19 protein-coding genes are annotated in these 20,076 nt (G+C 45.8%); 1 reads left to right on the forward strand and 18 read right to left on the reverse strand.

Annotated elements, in window-relative coordinates; all coding sequences use genetic code 11:
• The 16 genes from FTV12_RS13770 to ndhC all read right to left on the reverse strand — a co-directional run.
• Nucleotides 1-205, reverse strand: a 205-nt coding sequence (locus FTV12_RS13770; RefSeq protein WP_180012377.1) for a DUF4372 domain-containing protein, incomplete at its 3' end; no start/stop codon positions are given.
• Nucleotides 206-342: 137 nt separating this feature from the next.
• A complete protein-coding gene (locus FTV12_RS13775) occupies nucleotides 343-636 on the reverse strand; it encodes a cold shock domain-containing protein (protein ID WP_180012379.1) in 294 nt (97 codons plus the stop codon).
• 85 nt (nucleotides 637-721) lie between these two features.
• Nucleotides 722-1,357 (reverse strand): uracil phosphoribosyltransferase, encoded by a 636-nt coding sequence (gene upp / locus FTV12_RS13780; RefSeq protein ID WP_004785068.1) that lies wholly within the window; start codon nucleotides 1,355-1,357, stop codon nucleotides 722-724.
• Between the two features lie 123 nt (nucleotides 1,358-1,480).
• Complete coding sequence (nuoN, locus tag FTV12_RS13785) at nucleotides 1,481-3,025, reverse strand: NADH-quinone oxidoreductase subunit NuoN (protein WP_004785070.1); 1,545 nt, start codon at nucleotides 3,023-3,025, stop codon at nucleotides 1,481-1,483.
• 3 nt (nucleotides 3,026-3,028) lie between these two features.
• Nucleotides 3,029-4,642 carry an NADH-quinone oxidoreductase subunit M gene (gene nuoM / locus FTV12_RS13790; protein WP_004785072.1) on the reverse strand — a complete coding sequence of 538 codons (1,614 nt, stop codon included), beginning with the start codon at nucleotides 4,640-4,642 and terminating at the stop codon, nucleotides 3,029-3,031.
• Between the two features lies 1 nt (nucleotide 4,643).
• The gene (gene nuoL / locus FTV12_RS13795; protein WP_180012381.1) at nucleotides 4,644-6,533 is read right to left on the reverse strand and encodes an NADH-quinone oxidoreductase subunit L; all 1,890 of its coding nucleotides are present in this window, start codon (nucleotides 6,531-6,533) and stop codon (nucleotides 4,644-4,646) included.
• Nucleotides 6,530-6,838 carry an NADH-quinone oxidoreductase subunit NuoK gene (nuoK, locus tag FTV12_RS13800; RefSeq protein ID WP_004280769.1) on the reverse strand — a complete coding sequence of 103 codons (309 nt, stop codon included), beginning with the start codon at nucleotides 6,836-6,838 and terminating at the stop codon, nucleotides 6,530-6,532. The genes nuoL and nuoK overlap by 4 nt, the downstream gene beginning before the upstream one ends.
• A complete protein-coding gene (nuoJ, locus tag FTV12_RS13805) occupies nucleotides 6,838-7,356 on the reverse strand; it encodes an NADH-quinone oxidoreductase subunit J (protein WP_180012387.1) in 519 nt (172 codons plus the stop codon). Before nuoJ ends, nuoK begins: the two co-directional genes overlap by 1 nt.
• Nucleotides 7,356-7,898 (reverse strand): NADH-quinone oxidoreductase subunit NuoI, encoded by a 543-nt coding sequence (gene nuoI / locus FTV12_RS13810; protein WP_004785079.1) that lies wholly within the window; start codon nucleotides 7,896-7,898, stop codon nucleotides 7,356-7,358. The genes nuoJ and nuoI overlap by 1 nt, the downstream gene beginning before the upstream one ends.
• 18 nt (nucleotides 7,899-7,916) lie before the next feature.
• Complete coding sequence (gene nuoH / locus FTV12_RS13815; RefSeq protein WP_004785081.1) at nucleotides 7,917-8,927, reverse strand: NADH-quinone oxidoreductase subunit NuoH; 1,011 nt, start codon at nucleotides 8,925-8,927, stop codon at nucleotides 7,917-7,919.
• Nucleotides 8,928-8,930: 3 nt separating this feature from the next.
• Entirely contained in the window at nucleotides 8,931-11,609 is a 2,679-nt protein-coding gene (gene nuoG, locus FTV12_RS13820) for an NADH-quinone oxidoreductase subunit NuoG (RefSeq protein WP_159124298.1), read from the reverse strand.
• Between the two features lie 11 nt (nucleotides 11,610-11,620).
• Complete coding sequence (gene nuoF / locus FTV12_RS13825; RefSeq protein ID WP_004785084.1) at nucleotides 11,621-12,952, reverse strand: NADH-quinone oxidoreductase subunit NuoF; 1,332 nt, start codon at nucleotides 12,950-12,952, stop codon at nucleotides 11,621-11,623.
• Entirely contained in the window at nucleotides 12,949-13,458 is a 510-nt protein-coding gene (gene nuoE / locus FTV12_RS13830; RefSeq protein WP_004785086.1) for an NADH-quinone oxidoreductase subunit NuoE, read from the reverse strand. The genes nuoF and nuoE overlap by 4 nt, the downstream gene beginning before the upstream one ends.
• Nucleotides 13,459-13,472: 14 nt before the next feature.
• On the reverse strand, nucleotides 13,473-15,260 hold the full coding sequence (nuoC, locus tag FTV12_RS13835; RefSeq protein ID WP_034702039.1) for an NADH-quinone oxidoreductase subunit C/D: 1,788 nt from the start codon (nucleotides 15,258-15,260) through the stop codon (nucleotides 13,473-13,475).
• 90 nt (nucleotides 15,261-15,350) lie between these two features.
• Nucleotides 15,351-16,031 carry an NADH-quinone oxidoreductase subunit B family protein gene (locus tag FTV12_RS13840; RefSeq protein ID WP_004785090.1) on the reverse strand — a complete coding sequence of 227 codons (681 nt, stop codon included), beginning with the start codon at nucleotides 16,029-16,031 and terminating at the stop codon, nucleotides 15,351-15,353.
• Nucleotides 16,032-16,037: 6 nt separating this feature from the next.
• Nucleotides 16,038-16,583: an NADH-quinone oxidoreductase subunit A gene (gene ndhC / locus FTV12_RS13845; RefSeq protein ID WP_004785092.1), complete on the reverse strand. Its 546-nt coding sequence runs from the start codon at nucleotides 16,581-16,583 to the stop codon at nucleotides 16,038-16,040.
• Between the two features lie 575 nt (nucleotides 16,584-17,158).
• Between ndhC and FTV12_RS13850 the strand changes: the two genes are divergently transcribed.
• Nucleotides 17,159-17,515 carry a hypothetical protein gene (locus FTV12_RS13850; RefSeq protein ID WP_004785094.1) on the forward strand — a complete coding sequence of 119 codons (357 nt, stop codon included), beginning with the start codon at nucleotides 17,159-17,161 and terminating at the stop codon, nucleotides 17,513-17,515.
• A 60-nt stretch (nucleotides 17,516-17,575) separates the two neighbouring features.
• On the opposite strand, the gene bfmS is transcribed toward FTV12_RS13850, so the two are convergent.
• Both bfmS and bfmR read right to left on the reverse strand, forming a co-directional pair.
• Nucleotides 17,576-19,252: a sensor histidine kinase BfmS gene (gene bfmS, locus FTV12_RS13855; protein ID WP_034705648.1), complete on the reverse strand. Its 1,677-nt coding sequence runs from the start codon at nucleotides 19,250-19,252 to the stop codon at nucleotides 17,576-17,578.
• Nucleotides 19,253-19,293: 41 nt separating this feature from the next.
• Nucleotides 19,294-20,010: a response regulator transcription factor BfmR gene (gene bfmR / locus FTV12_RS13860; protein WP_004785097.1), complete on the reverse strand. Its 717-nt coding sequence runs from the start codon at nucleotides 20,008-20,010 to the stop codon at nucleotides 19,294-19,296.
• Nucleotides 20,011-20,076: the final 66 nt, after the last annotated feature.

Raw genomic sequence — 20,076 nt, forward strand, 5'->3', positions numbered from 1 at the left:
TTTCCTGTTGGCACTCCAAATTGGATTGAATATCTCTCAGACTTTGCCTACAAGAGAATTGAGACATCAATATGGCAATAAACTGATCCCACCGGGAAGCCGCTCTAAATTTCTGTCCAACATGGTGCACTTTAGCAAGTTGTTCAAAATCCTGTCGCACAAGAGGTTTAATTAGCTCATGAAATACGGTATTCTGATGGGACAAAACCTGAATCCTGGTCGTTAAAGTGTTTGTTTGCACTCATATTTTAACTGTTAGGACTCAGGTTTTTTTATTTAAAGCAAACTATGGGACAGCAGTGGCCCTAAGGCCCTCTTTTAAATGAATTTTCCAAGCAAATATTAACGCTTTAAATTCGACAATAGTGCTGATGTAATCGAAGTATTGACTGCTACCGCTTTGGCTTTTTTGGCTTTCTTCGATTTATCTTCTACACGTTCAATTTTAATGGCTTTATAGCGATCCCCATTCTGGACCACATTGAATTTTACCCGGTCATTGCGCTTCGGTTCACCTGAATCGGCGGGGAAATCCGAGATATGAAAGAATACCTCACCTTCAGGTGAAGAAATAAAACCAAATCCTTTTTCTGGATTGTACTGTTTTACTTTTCCTTGGTATTGCTCGGAAGCCATAAACGTCCCCTTCTCTGTATCTGTCAGTATTCAGTATATAAAAAAGAGGCTGTAAAAGCCCCTTTTCTGTTCACTTTCAAAAATATTAGTCTTTTTGAACTGAACCAAAAATCTTGTCACCCGCATCGCCCAAACCTGGAACGATGTAACCATTTTCATTCAAGCCATGGTCAATCGCCGCAGTGAAAATCACCACATCTGGATGAGCTTCTTCAACACGTTTAATGCCTTCAGGGGCTGCGACCAATACCATCACACGAATATCTTTACAGCCGCTGGCTTTCAATACGTCAATCGCAGCAACCAGAGAAGAACCAGTCGCCAGCATTGGATCAATGATCATCGCAAGACGGTTTTGTACGTCTGGAACCAGTTTTTTATAGTAAGTACGTGCCTGTAGGGTTTCTTCATCACGTTCCAGACCCAGTACAGAGACTTTGGCACTTGGAATCAGATTCAGGAAACCATCCAGCATACCAATGCCCGCACGTAGAATTGGCACAACAGTAATTTTCTTACCTGCAATACGGTCTACAGTTACCGGTCCGTTCCAGCCGTCAATCTCATGCTCAACGACAGGAAGATCCTTGGTCGCTTCATAAGTCAAAAGCATAGTCACTTCCTGAGCTAGCTCACGGAAGTTCTTGGTACTAATGTCAGCACGACGCAGTAAACCGAGTTTATGTCGAATTAATGGATGACGGATTTCATGGATTGCCACGGGAGAACACCTAGAAGGTTAAAGATAAATTTCCGCTATTATAAAGACTTTTCCGGATTTGTTTAACTAAAAAAGCCCCCAATCGTGGAGGCTTTTTTGTAATAACTTCAAACTTGCGCTGAATTAGTTAAAACCACTTTGAACCAAAGTGAAAATAAACTGTTGTAATTCAGGCGACATTGCGAAGAATGCATAGCGAGACAGCGCAATGATCGGATCTGGATAAACACCGATCACCAGTACCAGTAATGCGACAAGCAATACCATGATACCGCCGACTTTTTGTCCCCAGTGATTTACAGCATCAAGACGTGGTGTTTCTGGTGGAGTCATATACATGACAACCATCACACGCAGGTAGTAGTACAGACCAATACCTGAACCCAGGATGACCATCGCAGCAAGGAACCAAGACTCACCTGCTACCGCAGTTTTCACTACCAGGAACTTACCGATGAAGCCCGCTGTTAATGGAATACCTGCTAGAGACAGCATCATCACAGTTAATACAGCAGTCAATACTGGACGGCGCCAGAACAGACCGCGGTACTCCGCCAGGCTACCTGCTTCATCTGTATTGTTATACGGACTAGACATCAGCGTTACCACACCGAAAGCACCAATCGTAGTCAATACATACGTGATGATATAGACGTTTACACTTTCAAAAGTCGCGAAACCTTGAACCTGTAAAAAGTCAGTATTACGTGCAGATACGATCGCAACCAGTACATAACCGAAGTGAGCAATTGAAGAGTATGCCAAGATACGTTTCAAGTTCACCTGTTTCACTGCAAGCAAGTTACCTACAATGATGGAAAGTACTGCAATCACGCTGATGATAGTTACGAAGCTATCTGACAGGATTAAGCCAGAAGACAATACATAACGTACGAACAGACCCAGCATTGCCACTTTAGACACAGTTGCAAGGAAAGTTGCAACTGGTGCTGGAGCACCTGCGTATACGTCTGGTGTCCATTTGTGGAATGGAGCCAGTGACAGTTTAAAGCCCACAGCGAATACGATCAGTGCCAGACCAATTACTACAGCAGGTTGACTGAATGCAGTTAATAGTTTGCCTGGTTCAGCGACAAAGCTTAGAGAACCTGTATATGCATAAACATATGCCATACCCATCAACAACATTGCAGATGCAGTTGCTGAAAGCACCAGATATTTCACACCTGCTTCAAGCGATTGAGAACGCTGATGTGTATACGCCAATAAGCCGTATACAGGGATCGACATGAGCTCAAGGCTAATGAAGAAAGATGCATAGTGAGAACTTGCCACCATCAGCATCGCACCGGCAACGGAGGTCAGCATCAGGATGTATAGTTCTTCACGGTTATCTTTATAGGTTTCAATATAAGCATGTGACAAGGTACTGCACGCCAGTGCAGCCACAATAATCACAAACTGATACAGCATCGTAAACGGATCTACGAGGAACAGATTCATTACATTGGCAGGTGCAAATTGACCCGCTAACAGAACGAACAGAATGTACAACGCCGCCAGGTTTAGACCAATGACTGTCGTAGTCGCAACTAAGTTATGGTTACGCTTAATTGCAGTAAGCAACATCACGACGATCGCAGTCAATGACACGATCATCACAGGTGCTAGAGGCATAAGCTCAGAAAAAGACATTGTGAAGTTCATGGCTTATTGGATCTCCACATTTTCAGCTGAAACGGCAGCTTGCTGCACAGCATCAGCTGCTTCAGACACAGGAATGTAGCTATTCGCTAACCACGCCATGCTTGAGTTAGAAACGTCAAGGAAGCTTTGTGGGTATAGACCAAGCCATGCTAGACCAAATGCACAGATCAGCAAAATTACCACTTCACGTGCATTTAAATCTTTTAACGGATTTGTGTAGTGTTGTTTTTGCTCTTCGTTTGGAACACCAAACAACGCTTTATGGATCAGAATCAAACCGTACAGACCCGCAAATACCAGGCTGATTGCAGCGAGGATTGTGAATGCAGGGAATTTACCGAATGAACCCATCAGGATCAGGAACTCACCAATGAAGTTACCTAGACCTGGAATACCGACAAGCGCCGCGATGAAGAACATCAGGAAGAATGCAAGGTATGGGAACTGACCACGAATACCACCCATCAAACGCATATCACGTGTATGAACACGTTCGTACACCTGACCACACATAATGAACAGCGCTGCAGATGACAGACCGTGAGCCAGCATCATGATCATCAGACCTTGGAAGGTCAGGATGTTACCTGCATAAATTGCAAGTAAAACGAAGCCCATGTGTGAAATAGACGTATACGCCAATAAACGTTTCATATCGGTTTGCTGGAAAGCACACCAAGCACCGTAGAAGATACCGATTAAACCGAAAATGATCGCGATGTCTGCAAACTGTGCAGAAGCCGCCGGGAAGAATGGAATCACGAAACGGATCAGACCATAAGCAGCTGTCTTAATCAAGATACCTGCAAGGTCAACAGAACCCGCTGTTGGTGCTTGTGCATGCGCATCTGGTAACCAGCCGTGTAATGGGAAAACTGGAAGTTTTACCGCAAAACCGATAAATAGACAGATCATGAATGCATAAGCCACTGCTGGTGCTTGTGTATCCAGCATGTTCGCTACACCCATCAGGTAGTTGTAGTCGAAACGGATTTGACCAGTCATGGTGTAGCCTACAGTCACCAGACCAAGGATACCAATCAGCATGACTAAACCAGCTACCTGTGTGTAAATGAAGAACTTGGTTGCAGCATATACACGTGACTTGCCTTCTGCCCCTTTATGACCCCAAAGTGCGATCAGGAAGTAGATCGGCACCAGCATCATCTCCCAGAAGAAGAAGAACAGGAACAGGTCAATCGCCAGGAATACACCGATTACACCACCCAGAGACCATAAAAGGTTCAAGTGGAAGAAACCAACGTTTTTCTGAATCTCACCCCACGAACAGCCTACTGCCAGCACACCAAGGAGTGCAGTCAAGCCAACCATCAGTAAAGATAAACCATCCACCGCAAGGTGAATGTTAATGCCCAGGGTTTGAATCCAAGGCAATTTAAACTCGGCTGCCCACGTAGGAGCCGCACCGCCAAGTTCATAGTTATAAGTACCCGACTGCCAAAGGACGATGGTCAAGACCAGCGTCACTAACATACCAATCAGCGCGATATAACGCGGAAGGTGTTGGTCGAGTTTATCGACCAACCAGCAAATAAAACCTGCAATGAACGGAATGAGGATCAGAGCCGGCAAAATAATATTGTTTGGAGCTTCCATTTTATTTCCCCACTACCTGAATCACGAGCAAGATCATCAGTAGGACAACGACACCGAGCCCCATACTAGATGCATATTCACGCAGTGAACCTGTTTGACGTGAACTGGTAAAGCTATGACCACCTTTAACCAGTGCAGGCAGCACCAGCCAGAAGCCATCAATCGGATCACGGCCGAACAGTTTCGCGAAGAACAAATAAGGCTTCACAAAAACGATGTCATACAGCTTGTCGAAACCAAGTGCATTACGGCAGATGTTGGCAAGGCCCGCACCCAGAGAAGTTTTCGCAAAAGATTTCACAGCGTTGTAAGCAAAAGCAAACAGCACCACGCCAATTGCAAGACCTACCAGTGCAATACCTACTGCTGTGTATTCTGCAGTATGCATGCCATGTTCAAGTGCTTCCGGAATTTCAAATGCAGGAAGTTTAGCCGCATTCAAAATACTTTCCACAGGCGCTTTTAATGCTGCACCCACGAAAGTTGAAAGTACTGCAAGAATTGCCAATGGACCCCAGTAAGTTACACCCTTGATTGCATGGTAAGGTGTGTTTTCTTTACCGAAGAATACCACCCAGATCAGACGGAATGTATAGATCGAAGTCAGGAACGCACCGATTACACCCACCCAGTAAAGTGTGCTGTAAACTGCGATTGATTGGCCTTGTACCCAAACCGCACCCAGGATTGCATCTTTTGAGAAGAAGCCCACAGTGATGAATGGAATTGCAGCCAATGCACCGCCACCAATGGCGAAACATGCAAACAGGAATTTGTTCTTGTAGAACAGACCGCCCATCTTGAAGATATTTTGTTCGTGGTGGTAAGCCAGAATCACTGCACCAGAAGACAAGAATAATAATGCCTTGAAGAATGCGTGAGTCAGCATATGGAACAGACCCGCCTGGTATGCTTCAGCACCTACAGCCATAAACATGTAGCCCAACTGACTCATAGTTGAGTAAGCCAGAATACGTTTGATGTCTGTTTGTACCAATGCAGCAAAACCAGCCACCAGCAATGTCACCGCACCAGTAATTGAGATGAACATCATCACTTCAGGTGCAAGTTCAAATACTGTGAACAGACGGCAGCACAGGTAAACACCTGCTGTTACCATTGTTGCAGCGTGGATCAATGCAGAAACAGGAGTCGGACCTGCCATCGCATCTGCCAACCAGGTTTGCAGTGGAATCTGTGCAGATTTACCAGCAGCACCCAAGAACAGCATTAACGCAGTCCAGATGGTCAATGATGAGCTTTGAGTCATCACAGCCGCAGCATTTTCTACGATGTACTGAGTATTTAGCGTACCGAATTGCTGGAACAGCAAGAACATGGCAATCAGCAGGAATACGTCACCAATACGGGTAACGGTAAATGCCTTGATCGCTGCCACACCGTTTGCAGGGTTTTGGTAGTAATAACCAATCAGCAGATAAGAACACAGACCTACACCTTCCCAACCCAGGAATAACAACGCCAGGTTGTCACCCAGTACCAGCAATAACATGCTTGCAACGAACAGGTTGAAGTAAGAGAAGAAACGTGCGAAGTCTTGTTCACCGCGCATGTACCATGATGCAAAGATATGGATCAGGAAACCAACGCCTGTCACCATGCCCAGCATCAACAGAGACAAACCGTCCAGGTGCAGGCTGATGCCCGGTGCAAAACCACCGACATTGAACCAGGTCCAAAGAGGTTGCACCACCGCGGTAGAACCATTGTTGACAAAGTCCATACCCGCAATGAGTGCGAACAATGCCGATAACCCCACAGCCCCTACACCAATAATGGCTGCAACTGTTTCAGGAAGCTTATGACGCCCTGCCGCTAAAAGGACGAAGCCAATGAGCGGGAATAAAATTGTTAGATATAAATAACTCATCCGCGCATCTCACTAGCAGCATCCACATCCAGATGATGGAAGCGATGATAGAACTGAAGGACGATCGCAAGACCGATACACGCCTCTGCCGCAGCAAGGGTCAGAATCAGAATAAACATGATTTGACCATCAGGCTGTGCCCATGCACTGCCCGCCAGGACGAACGCCAAAGCAGCAGCATTCATCATGATTTCAAGGCTCATTAAAATGAATAGCAGGTTGCGTCGCACCATTACACCGTAAAAACCCAGTGCAAAAAGAATGGATGCAACGATCAAACCATGCTCTAAAGGGATGTTGCCCATTATTGTTGTTCCTCTTCTGCACCTGGTTCACGTTTACCCAAATGGAATGCTGCAACAAGTGATGCAAGCAATAACATCGCGGCAACTTCTACCAACAATAAGTATTGCGTAAAGAGTGATTGACCTACCGCTTTAGGACCGACCATTTCTGTGCCCATCACCATTGAAGGCTGCACGTAATCTGATTTAAGTACCCAAACCAGCATCAGACCAATCAGGAAGCTCATCAATGCCGGATAAGCCCAAGCTGATGAAGTCAACCATTTGCGTTCCTGAGCAACAGTCTGTTCGCCCAAGTTCAGCATCATTACCACGAACACGAATAACACCATGATCGCGCCAGCATAAACGATGACTTCAAGCGCACCCGCAAATGGTGCACCCACGATCAGGAACAGCCCTGCTACAGCAAGGAGTGAAACGATCAGGCTTAATAAAGCATGTACCGGGTTCGTGTTAGTTACCACACGAACCGTAGAGACGATGGCCACAAGGGCCATTAAATAAAATGGCCACATCATGGTAATAGACTCCGTACATCAACAGGCGCACTTTCACGCTGTGCCTGACCTTTGTCCTTACCAGCAACTGCCATACCGGTGACACGGTAGAAGTTATAGTCAGGATATTTACCAGGACCAGAAATCAGTAAGTGTTCTTTTTCGTAGACTAAGTCTTGACGAACATATTCGCCCAATTCGAAATCTGGTGTCATCTGAATCGCAGTCGTAGGACATGCTTCTTCACACATACCGCAGAAAATACAGCGAGAGAAGTTGATACGGAAAAATTCCGGATACCAACGACCATCTTCACGTTCTGCTTTTTGTAGTGAAATACAGCCTACCGGACATGCAACCGCACACAGGTTACATGCCACACAACGCTCTTCGCCATCTGGGTCACGCGTTAATACGATACGACCACGGAAACGTGGTGGCACGATTTCTTCGGCTGGCACTTCCGGATATAAAATGGTGTCACGTTTGCGCGTTGCATGGGTAAATACCATGAACAACGTACGAACGATTGACCCGAATCCAGCTAGAAATTTAAACATTTTGTTCTCCCTGCTGTCTTAGGCCTGATTCAACAGAATCACAGCACCAGTCACCAAAAGGTTAACCAACGCCAATGGCAAGCAAATTTTCCAACCAAAGTTCATCACCTGGTCATAACGTGGACGCATTAAAGAACCACGCGCCAATACAAACATCATTACGAAGAATGCTGTTTTAATAATGAACCAGAATGCTGGTGGAAGGAAATCAAGACCAAATGGTGCTAACCAGCCACCGAAGAACAGGGTTACGATCAATGCAGAGATCAGTACTACGTTTACGTATTCCGCAACGAAGAACATCCCCCATTTCATACCGCCATATTCTACGTGGTAACCTTCCGCCAGTTCCTGTTCCGCTTCTGGTTGGTCAAATGGGTGACGGTGAGTTACCGCAACACCTGCAACCACGAAGATCAGGAAGCCTAAGAACTGAGGAATAATAAACCATACATCTTTCTGTGCTTCTACGATCTCACGCATGTTGAATGAACCGGCAATTGCCACTACACCCATCAGGGAAATACCCAAGAACACTTCATAAGAAATGGTTTGTGCTGCTGAACGTAGACCACCAAGCAATGCGTATTTGTTGTTAGAAGACCAACCACCAAACAGTACTGCATATACCGCAATACCTGCCATTGCCATGAAGAACAACAGACCGATACTCATGTCTGCAACACCTAAGTAAGGTGATACAGGAATAACCATGAACGACAGCACCGCAGTTGCCATCGCAACTGCTGGAGCCATACGGAAAGTCAATTTATCAGCAAATTTTGGTGTCCAGTCTTCCTTGAACATGATTTTCAGCATGTCGGCAACAATCTGGAACATACCGCCCGGACCTACACGGTTCGGACCGTAACGGTCTTGCCACAAGCCGAGTAAACGACGTTCAATAAAAGACATCAACGCAGCGATCAGTACTACAACCAGTAAGATCACGATCGCTTGAAGTACTGAATAGGCGATTGGCCAGTTTTCAGCCCACAACGGCGTTTGACGGATTAATTCTTGTTCCATGAATTACGCTCCTACCGCGACTGAAACAGGCTCTGCAAGAGATACCGTTGGTGCAAGACCAATTGGGTAGCCAATATAACCTGTTGGTAAGTATTCAATCACTTGTACAGGAAGAACAATTGAAGTCTCGCCTGCTTTCACAGTGATCTTCTGACCGTCTTGCAGGTTCAAGCGTGTAGCATCCTGTTCGCCCACTGCAAATACTGCGTCAGGAATACGTGATTCCATTGCCGGAGTTTTGATCATGAACTCACCAGATGCAAAAATGTGATGCATTGGTACCAGACGGAAGCTTTCAGCATTTACGAGCACAGGTGCTGGTGCGACGAAGCTACGCGCTGGACGCTTTGGTAAACGGTCGAATAAACGAACGCCTGAATCACCGCCTTTTAAGTGACCGCCCACTTCATCCTGGTATTTGTTCCAGGCTTGTGGTGAGTTCCAGCCTGCAGACCAGGCAAATGGAATCAGTGGAGATGGTGTTTCATTACCCACATAACCTTCCATAGAGAATGTTAATGCAGAATCGATATCGGTTGGCTGTTTCGGCTCGTGGACAGACAATGGCGCACGCATCGAAGTACGGCCTGAGTAACGACGTGGTTCACGTGCCACTTTCAGACCATGTACACGGAAGCCCGCATCTGGTGCTACATCCAGAATACCTTCAAGTGCAGGAACATTGCTTGCTACTGACTCGATGACATCATCCAGTACTGTCCAAGAAATCGCTTTGCCTTGTACGCCTGTTTCCAGTGCGTGTAACCAGCGCCAAGATTCTTTGATTGCCAGTTCCGGGTTGTAGTAGTTAGGGTCATACACTTGATAGAAACGTTGTGCACGGCCTTCTTGAGAAACGACAGTACCATCACCTTCAGCAAATGAGGCAGCAGACAATACGATGTTCGCTTTCTTCACAGTCGCAGTTTCAGAGTGATCCAATACGATCACCTGTTTGCCTGCAAGCGCAGCATCAACCTGAGCCGCTGGTAAACGACGGTAAAGATCGTTTTCTACAATTAGGACAGTGTCATAGTCTTGTGCAAATGCTTGCTCAAGGCTTTGACCACCGAAGATTGCCAGCCCCATTGAGTTCACTTCAGGAACAGTCAAGGTCAAGCCCGCATTACCCAGGTTTTGTGCTACTTGTGCAGCAGCTTCCATGATGGTTGCGTCTTGTAGACTTGTACCAGAGATGATCAGTGGTTTCTTGGCAGCTTTCAGCGTATCTGCAATGGTTTGTGCAAATGCTTTCGCATCGTCATCAAGACCAGTGATGACTTCACCTTTCACACCCGCAGCAATCGCGAAGCCTAAACGTGCGATGTCATTTGGAGAAGCAACCACTTCACCTTCCGCAACGTCAGACAAACGTGTTTGTGTTGCAGCCAGAATGTAAATCGGAGATTTCGCATCTTGGGCAATACGTTGTACAGGTTCAGCCAGCCATTCTTGGGTACGGCGCTCTGCAGCCATTTCCTTGCCTTTATTTTTCGCAGCTTGGCGAACAGATAAAGCCATACGTGGCGCAGTTTGAGTCAGATCTTCACCCAGAATGAGTACCGCATCATAGCTTTCGATTTCACGCATGTTCGGGTTATAAACACCTTCGGTTTGCATGATCGATGCAGCCAGCTCAACCAAATTTTGCTCTTTTTGAGCCATACCGGTTGAGTAATTGTCTTGACCAACTAACTCACGTAGTGCGAAGTTAGCTTCAAGCGATGCACGTGGTGAACCGATCCCCAGTACTTTTTTGCCTTGGATTTTCGCAATTACGGTATCCAATGCTGTATCAACAGAAACAGTTTCTACATTCGTGCCAGTACGGAACTGTGGCTGACGCGGACGGTCTTTACGGTTTACATAACCGGTACCGAAACGGCCTTTATCGCACAGGAAGTATTGGTTAACTTCACCGTTGAAACGGTTTTCAACGCGACGAAGCTCACCATAACGCTCACCTGGAGAGATGTTACAACCTGAAGAACAGCCATGACATACGCTTGGTGCGTACTGCATGTCCCATTTACGGTTATAGCGTTCTGAGTGAGTCTTATCGGTGAATACACCAGTCGGACAAACTTCAGTCAGGTTACCTGAGAATTCAGATTCCAAAGTACCTGATTCCGGACGACCGAAATAAACGCGAGAAGCGTTTGCATATACGCCGAAATCCGTACCGCCCGCATAGTCTTTGTAATAACGAACACAACGGTAACATGCGATACAACGGTTCATCTCGTGCGCAATGAACGAACCAAGTTCTTGGTTGTAATGCGTACGCTTGGTGAACCGGTAACGACGACGGTCATGTTGTGTCATCACAGTCATATCTTGCAGGTGACAGTGGCCACCCTCTTCACAGACTGGACAGTCGTGCGGGTGATTGGTCATCAAGAATTCAACAACAGAAGCACGGAAATCTTTTGCTTCTTTGTCTTCAATCGAGATGTAGGTATTGTCAGCAGCCGGTGTCATACATGACATGACCAAACGACCACGCGTATCTTCTGGATTCGCGTATTGAGTCACAGCACATTGACGGCAAGAACCGACAGAACCTAAGGATGGATGCCAACAAAAGTATGGGATGTCGATGCCAAGACTCAAACATGCTTGCAGCAAGTTTTCCGAGCCGTTGACTTCATACGATTTTCCATCGACATGAATTGTAGCCATAGTCGAATTCCTTAAGCTTGTTCTACGTTGCGGGTTTGAGCGGCAGCATTTACGACTTTCGCTTCAAATTCGCCACGGAAATGTTTGAGTGCGCCCATTAACGGTTCCATAGCACCTGGTGCGTGAGCACAGAAAGTTTTACCAATCCAAAGCTTACGAGTCAGTTCTTGTAAGTGATCGATATCTTCTTTCTTGCCAGTACCATCTTCAAGTGCTTTAAGCGCTTTCACCGCCCAAGGTAAGCCATCACGGCAAGGTGTACACCAGCCACATGATTCACGCGCAAAGAATTCTTCGAGGTTACGGGTTGCTGAAACCATACATTGAGTTTCATCAACCACCATCAATAGACAGGTACCTAAACGTGAACCTGCTTTCATGATGCTTTCCGCATCCATCGGAAGATCGATATGCTCGGCAGCCAGGAAGTCAGTTGATGCACCACCGGGTAACCATGCTTTCAGCTTCAGGCCGTCACGCATACCACCGGCATGTTCTTCAATCACTTCACGTGCAGTGGTACCGAATGGCAGTTCCCATAGACCTGGGAATTTCACCTTACCTGAAGCACCATAAATTTTTGTGCCAGGATCTTTCGATTTACCTGCAGACAGACCGATGTACCATTCTGGACCACGCAACATGATGGCTGGCAAGTTGTTGTAGGTCTCTACGTTGTTCACGATCGTAGGACGACCCCAAGCACCTGCAACCTGCGGGAATGGCGGTTTGGTACGCGGGTTTGCACGGCGACCTTCAAGCGAGTTAATCAATGCAGTTTCTTCACCACAGATATAACGACCCGCACCGGTATGCACGTGTAACTCGAAGCTCCAGCCAGAATCCAGGATGTTGTCACCCAGGTAACCTTTGGCACGAACCTGCTCAAGTGCTTCGTTCAGGTACTTCGCCGCTTCGATGTATTCACCACGGATGAAGATATAACCTTGAGTTGCTTCAAGGGTATAAGCTGCAATCAGCATACCTTCGATCAGCTGATGCGGAAGATCTTCCATCAACAGACGGTCTTTGAAGGTACCTGGTTCCATCTCATCGGCATTACAAATCAGGTAACGTGGACCTGAATTGTCATTTGGCGCCATCAGCGACCATTTGATCCCTGCCGGGAAGCCTGCACCACCACGACCTTTTACGGTTGCAGCCTTTACAACTTCCAGCACTTCTTTCGGTGTCATAGACAGGGCTTTTTTAAAGCCTGCATAGCCTTCAAGCGCTTCATAGTCATCGACATGACGGACATTTGCTTGTTTGCTTAGACGCCAAGTCAGTGGATGCGTTTCCGGGTTACCGTCGCCATAAATTGGTTTTGGTTCGGTATTCATACATACTTCTCCAATAACTGTTTAATTGATGTTACTTCCACGAGACCGTGAGTATCTTCATCAATCATGAGGGTTGGACCTTTATCACAGTTACCTAGGCAGCAAATTGGAAGCAAGGTAAAACGGCCATCCGCTGTGGTTTGGCCGAACTGGATACCCAATTCACGCTGGAATGCTTCTGCTAAAGTCTCCGCACCCATCAAGAAACATGCAATTGAGTCACACAGTAAAATTACGTGACGACCCACTGGCTGACGGTAAATACGGTTATAGAACGTTGCAACCCCTTCCAAATCGGCAAGGCTCATGCTGAGCATTTGCGCGATGGCATTCATTTGAGCATCGTCTACCCAGCCATTACGGCGTTGTACACACTTCAGCGCATCAAGACACGCTGCACGTGGGTAAGGGTAATGCCCAATGTGATGTTCAATTTCGTGGATTTCTTCCGAAGTTAAAATCCCTTCAACATTCACACGTGGCTTTTTATCAGTCAAAATCATCATAATGCGTTTACCCCTTAGCGATCCACGTCAGCCATTACGACGTCGATTGTCGCTAAATAAATGATTAAGTCAGATACAAGACTGCCGTTAATCACAGAAGGCATTTGCTGTAAATGCGTGAAAGTTGGTGTACGAATACGGGTACGGTAACTCATGGTTGACTTGTCTGAAGTCAGATAATAAGTCGACGCACCTTTCACCACTTCTGCCATCACAGATGATTCACCTGCAGGCATTACAGGACCCCAAGAAACGCTCAAGAAGTGCGTAATCAAGGTTTCAATATCTTGTAATGTTTTGTCTTTTGGTGGTGGAACAGCCAGCGGATGGTCCGCTTTGTACGCACCAGATGGCATATTCTCTAGACACTGCTTAATGATTTTCAGTGACTGTTCGATTTCACGGAAGTGAACAATCACACGAGCATATGCATCGCCTTCGTACTCAACCGGTACTTCGAAGTCGTAATTTTCATAACCGCTATATGGACGGTATTTACGTACGTCAAAGTCGATACCTGTAGCACGCAGACCAGTACCTGTTACGCCCCATGCCAATGCAGATTTCGCATCGTACTGAGCCACATTACGGGTACGACCCACAAATACAGAGTTTTTCAGTGCTGCAGTGTAGTATTCATTCAAACGCTTAGGCATCCAGTCGAGTAAGTCTCGAACCAGTTTTTCCCAACCATTTGGCAAGTCATGTGCAGTACCACCGATACGGAACCATGCTGGATGCATACGGTAACCGGTGATCGCTTCCACGATGTCATACACTTTCTGACGGTCAGCGAACATATAGAATACTGGGGTCATACCGCCGGCATCCTGAATCGCAGTACCGATGTACAGCAAGTGGTTATTGATACGGAACAATTCCGACATCATGACACGGATACATTGTGCGCGGTCTGGCACAGTAATGCCTGCCAATTGTTCCACACCCATCACATACGGCATGTTTTGAGCACAACCACCCAAATAGTCCACACGGTCAGTATACGGAATGAATGAATGCCAAGTTTGACGTTCAGCCATCTTTTCCACACCACGGTGGTGATAGCCGATATCTGGCACACAGTCTTTCACTTCTTCACCATCCAACTGCAAAATTACACGGAACGCACCGTGCGCAGACGGGTGGTTAGGACCCAAATTCAGGAACATGAAATCTTCATCTGCATTACCGCGCTTCAGACCCCAGTCTTCTGGCACGAAACGTAGATGTTCCTGTTCAAAGTCCTGCTTGGCTTTGTCTTGAATATACGGAGTATATTCAGTCGCACGTGCAGAATATTCTTTACGTAGCGGATGACCTTCCCAGTAGGTTGGCAACAAGATACGACGGAGCATTGGATGCCCTTCGAAATTGATGCCGAACATGTCATAAGCTTCACGCTCATACCAGTTCGCATTTGGCCAGATATTCGTTGCGGTCGGAATATTCAGATCGCTGTCGCTTAATGCAACTTTAATACGAATGTCACAGTTACGCTCTAAAGATAATAAATGATAGAACACTGTGAATTCTGACGCAGGCAAACCGTCACGGTGCGTACGTAAACGCTCATCTACTGCAGACAAGTCGAATAGCATCACGTATGGACGTGGCACGGTACGCAAGAACATCAATACTTCTTGTACACGTGCGCGCTCAACCCAAACTGTCGGGAAATCCTCGAAAGTTGTTTGCACAAAGAAGTTCTCACCAAACTTGGTTTTGAGCTCTTCAATGATGGCAAATGCTGGGCGTGAATCAACTGCTGTTGATTCTGGCATAGCAATGTCAGTTTCAGCCATTGGCTTGGCTTCCTATTTAATACAAATTCAGTCAACCTAAACGACAACTACACCCATAGCGGGTGCACAACAAAAAACCGGTCGTTTAAATTATTTAATTTCATCCATAGAGCGTAAGTTCTTCACAGCCACACGCTGGTCTTTCTTACGGTCACGTTCCGGCATCATCTTTGGCTTATACACTGGCTTAAGATCATCACCGATTACCGCAGACAGCGGACGACGCTCTAATTGAATTTGGTCTTGTAACAGCATTAAAGCCTGGATCAATGCTTCAGGACGTGGTGGGCAGCCCGGAACGTATACATCTACCGGAATAATCTTATCCACACCTTGTACGACTGAATAAATATCGTACATACCACCTGAGTTCGCACACGCACCCATTGAAATCACCCATTTCGGTTCAAGCATCTGTTCATACAGACGTTGAATTACCGGAGCCATTTTCACGAAGCATGTACCTGCTACAATCATCAAGTCTGCCTGACGCGGTGAAGCACGGATAACTTCGGCACCAAAACGTGACAAGTCATGTACACCGGTCAAAGTCGTTGCATATTCAACGTAGCAGCAAGATGTACCAAAGTTAAATGGCCAAACTGAGTTCTTACGACCCCAGTTCACTGCTGTGTGCATTACATCCTCTAGGCGAGTCATGAACACATTTTTATTCACTTCTTCTTCTAGAAGCGGATCTTCTACAACGATACGCTCTTGAAGTGGATATTCATCAGCATTCGGATTCGCACGGGTTAATGTATATTTCATCCCGAGTTACTCCTTATCAGAGGGTTGAACTTGTGATTTTTTCACAAGACCAGATGATTGAGCTGGGATTTGACCAGTTGGATCCATAACCAATTCTTCAACTGAGTTGAAGCGCGTAATTTCTGCAAGATCCATATTTGGCGAACCAATTTTAGCTTTGTATCCTGCTGCTTTACGTCTGTCTGAAGGTGCCCAGTTCAGTGCGCCTGTCGATAATTCGTAAACCAAACCAACAAGTAAAACCAAAATAAAGATAGCTGCAGTTGCAAAACCAATCCAACCTACTTCACGAACAGAAGATGCCCATGCATACAGGTAAAGTGCTTCGAGGTCGAAGACTACAAAGAAAATTGCAACTAAATAGAATTTCGCAGACAAGCGGATACGAGCTCCACCTGCGCTGACTACGCCTGACTCAAACTGCTCCTGCTTGGCACGGCCCCATGATTTACCCCCGAGGAGTAATGGGACAGTGAGCATAAAGACGCATAAAAATGTAACGCCGATCACGAAGGCAATAATTGCCCATTCGTATGGAGTAATGGCACTCATGCGGGGATAACTCCTGGCAGGCCGATTTATTAACAAAGAATGTATGTATTGGCCTTCAAATACACCAAACACAAAATTAATCCCGCCAATTGTACCTGATTTTGGATTTCACTTGCTAGCTTATAAGCCTTAGTCTTTTGGATGATTTTTTAGACATTCCTAATTTTATTCTGGCTTTAAGCTCAGAGAATCTCAACCGATCGTTTTTTTAAATTAAAGTTTAAATTTCCATTATTTTTTTCTAAACCCAGATAGACTTTTAAAGCCCTGCTTAATTAAGCCTCACTCCTTGTACAGTGGCTGGCTACCCACCCCATGAAAAGAAACTTATAAAGAATCAATCAAAAACATTTCACCTTTGCATAATGCCTCGAAAAAATCAGTGTGTTTTTAAAAGATGTTTAACATGAATGTTGTCATTCAATTAGAAGTCGCCCTTTTCTGCCCGCTCTCGGTAAGCCTTAAAAGAGCAATTGTGTATTTTTGCAACACGTCCAACAGTTTGATTCAGATTATGATATTTCTATTTTTAAACCCACTATGACATTTATAAAGTAACAATAAGGAGTCCATGCATGTCTCTACGATTTACCCATAAACCTGATTATTTTTTCTTTGCTCAATTATTGATGCGACATGTAGAAAGCTATATCCAAAAACATCAGGATGCCAGCAATGCAATCTTTGACTTAGGGGATATTCATAAACTTTTCCAGACAGACTATGCCTCTTCCAGCATTAACCTAGACGGTATTATGAATATTGCCGATGAGTACAAGCTTGAAACCTTATCTGGTGACCAAAAGCTAATCCAAAGCTATCAGGTAGATGTTAAAAATAACAAGCTACTGATCAACTTCAATTCTGATGCCTTAAACAGCCTGAAAGAAGGCAAGCCACTGATTGAACCGGATGCTACCATCCATGAATAATCCCCTTTAAATAGCCATAAAAAAACGATACCTATGTATCGTTTTTTCTCACCTAAACTCTTATTCTGATTGATCTGACACTTCAGCTTTTTCCAGCTTTTCGATCGGTTTTTGCTTGATTTTTTTACCGTAACGGCTGGCTGGCCAAATCATGATAAAGCGTGCACCACCCAGTGTCGGACTTTGATCGACCTGAATCTCTCCACCAAACCAGTAAGCAATCCGGCTGACAATAGACAAGCCCAAACCATACCCCCCTGAAGCACGGGTACGACTATCATCCAGTCGGGCAAAAGCTTCAAAGATACGGGCGCGGTCAGCTTCTGGAATCCCCGGACCATCATCTTCTACACAGATATACGCCATGCCCTTAGCATCTAGTCCGCCGCTGATCAGGATTTTCTGCTCACAATAGCGTACTGCATTACCCACCAGATTTTGCACCACACGATGCAGGTAACGTCGTTCAGCTTCTACGGTTACAGGTACTGGCATTGGCAGCACTTCAACTTCTTTGCCAGTTTTTAGAGCATCTGTTTCGACGGCCACCTGCTCCAGCACTTCAAACAGATCAATATCTTCAAATTCAATTGAAGGCATGCCCTGTTCCAGTTTGGCATAGGTCATGATTTCATCGATCAAGGTATTTAAGGCTTCAATATCCTTATCGATCTGCTCAACCTGCTGCAAGCGATAATCATAGTCGTCTTCATCTGCCATCATTTCCACAGCAAAACGGATACGGGCAACCGGTGTACGCAGCTCATGCGATACAGCACGCATCAATTCACGCTGCGCTTCAATCAGGCGCTGAATATGGTCCGACATATTGTTATAGCTGGAAGCCAGCGTCGCCATCTCATCACTGCCCTCCACCGGAAGACGCAATGACATGTTCCCGGTTTTCATCTTGTTCAGGGCATAGCTCACTTCACGCAGTTTACGTTGCATTGGCACCAGCAGACCATAAATCCCCAGACTTAAGACAAACAGGCTCAGTAAGGTAATCCCGGCAGCTAACTGGAATGGCATCCAGTTAAATAACGGCACTGGCCCCATCACCAGCACTTCAGACGTCGAGCTAGGAATAGGAGAAATGATCGAAATTGTAGTGCCGCGAATTGAGGCACTATCACGATATAAAATAATGCTGTGATCCAGACGCAAACGTCCGATCTGCTCAGAATCTAGTGGCAGGCTCTGGACATTTTCGATCGAGATTGGATAAGAGAAATAGTCCTGAATTCGCTTCAGGTATTCTTTTTCCTGACCTGGGTAGTACACCAGATAGTCCAGAATAAAGACCGGTAAAGCCTTCATCTGACGTTCAGTAATATTATCCGCCTTAATATAAAGATAATGACTTGGATCATCGCGTAGCCCAATGACAATATAAGCTACCCCAGTTTTAGCATCCCAACGCACGACTGCCTTACGGTCAGCCAGACGTCGACCTTCCGCTCGGGTAATATCCACTTTACTGGCTTCGACATAGTAGATCGGCAATTCCAACAGATCAGACGCATCTGAAACCCAATCCATCTTTTGCTGCAGATTAGGCTGTCTCGCAACCCCCTCACTGATGATATATGCCATACCATTAGTCAGGGATTCACGATACTCCTGCGCACGCTGGTAGTTGATGATCTGTACCAGCAGATAGCTGAATACTGCCACCAGGACCACAAGCATGACCAGGCCTGCGTATATCCGCAAAAATATACTGTGTTTAAACACCTATTAATTATCCTGTTTATTCAGGCGGCTAAAGGCACCGATTAGATACCGTTAGTTTCTTTGACGAATAGATAACCTTTACTACGTACTGTTTTAATACGTTTTGGATTTTCAGGATCGTCACCAATTTTTGGACGAATGCGCGAGATACGCACATCAATTGAACGGTCTTGGCCGTCATATTCGATGCCGCGTAGACGCTCGAAGATATCTTCACGTGACAGGATGCGGCCCGCATTTGAAGCCAGCAGCCACAACAGGTCATATTCTGCACTGGTAAAGTCAACCAGCTCACCATTCAAGGTCACTGAACGACCACCATTGTCGATCACCAGGTCATCAAATTCGATGCGCTGAGCCACTTCATCTTCAGGCACCTTGTCGGTACGACGCAATAAAGCACGAATACGAGCCAGCAGGACACGCGGCTGAACCGGTTTAGCGACATAGTCATCTGCACCCATTTCCAGACCTAAGACCTGATCCATATCTTCAGTACGTGCAGTCAGCATTAAAATCGGTTGATGATAATGTGGACGAACTTCACGGCAGATGGTCAAACCATCAGCACCTGGCAACATGACATCTAGAACCACCATGTCTGGTTGCTCAGCAATAATACGACGAATAGCACGGTTGCCATCCGGCTCTACCCCAACCTCAAGACCATTACGGATGAGGTATTCTTGTGTTAAACGAGCAAGACGCTCATCATCTTCAACAATTAGAATTTTAGGTAACTTTTCTTCTTGGCTCATGTGTTGCCCCTTTATTTGATGGACGCATGCTACGGACGTATCCTTTTGAAATCCAATAGATACGTT

Origin of the sequence: Acinetobacter sp. YH12233 (assembly GCF_013417725.1) — a bacterium.
Lineage (GTDB): Bacteria > Pseudomonadota > Gammaproteobacteria > Pseudomonadales > Moraxellaceae > Acinetobacter.

Excerpts from the sequence above, each read along its gene's own strand:
- nuoJ (WP_180012387.1), bottom strand. The coding sequence starts at position 7,356 with ATGTGGCCATTTTATTTAATGGCCCTTGTGGCCATCGTCTCTACGGTT.
- FTV12_RS13850 (WP_004785094.1), top strand. The coding sequence starts at position 17,159 with ATGTCTCTACGATTTACCCATAAACCTGATTATTTTTTCTTTGCTCAA.
- ndhC (WP_004785092.1), bottom strand. The coding sequence starts at position 16,583 with ATGAGTGCCATTACTCCATACGAATGGGCAATTATTGCCTTCGTGATC.
- nuoE (WP_004785086.1), bottom strand. The coding sequence starts at position 13,458 with ATGATGATTTTGACTGATAAAAAGCCACGTGTGAATGTTGAAGGGATT.
- nuoI (WP_004785079.1), bottom strand. The coding sequence starts at position 7,898 with ATGTTTAAATTTCTAGCTGGATTCGGGTCAATCGTTCGTACGTTGTTC.
- nuoK (WP_004280769.1), bottom strand. The coding sequence starts at position 6,838 with ATGGGCAACATCCCTTTAGAGCATGGTTTGATCGTTGCATCCATTCTT.
- nuoL (WP_180012381.1), bottom strand. The coding sequence starts at position 6,533 with ATGAGTTATTTATATCTAACAATTTTATTCCCGCTCATTGGCTTCGTC.
- nuoG (WP_159124298.1), bottom strand. The coding sequence starts at position 11,609 with ATGGCTACAATTCATGTCGATGGAAAATCGTATGAAGTCAACGGCTCG.
- nuoH (WP_004785081.1), bottom strand. The coding sequence starts at position 8,927 with ATGGAACAAGAATTAATCCGTCAAACGCCGTTGTGGGCTGAAAACTGG.
- FTV12_RS13775 (WP_180012379.1), bottom strand. The coding sequence starts at position 636 with ATGGCTTCCGAGCAATACCAAGGAAAAGTAAAACAGTACAATCCAGAA.
- nuoM (WP_004785072.1), bottom strand. The coding sequence starts at position 4,642 with ATGGAAGCTCCAAACAATATTATTTTGCCGGCTCTGATCCTCATTCCG.
- nuoN (WP_004785070.1), bottom strand. The coding sequence starts at position 3,025 with ATGAACTTCACAATGTCTTTTTCTGAGCTTATGCCTCTAGCACCTGTG.
- nuoC (WP_034702039.1), bottom strand. The coding sequence starts at position 15,260 with ATGGCTGAAACTGACATTGCTATGCCAGAATCAACAGCAGTTGATTCA.
- bfmR (WP_004785097.1), bottom strand. The coding sequence starts at position 20,010 with ATGAGCCAAGAAGAAAAGTTACCTAAAATTCTAATTGTTGAAGATGAT.
- FTV12_RS13840 (WP_004785090.1), bottom strand. The coding sequence starts at position 16,031 with ATGAAATATACATTAACCCGTGCGAATCCGAATGCTGATGAATATCCA.
- nuoF (WP_004785084.1), bottom strand. The coding sequence starts at position 12,952 with ATGAATACCGAACCAAAACCAATTTATGGCGACGGTAACCCGGAAACG.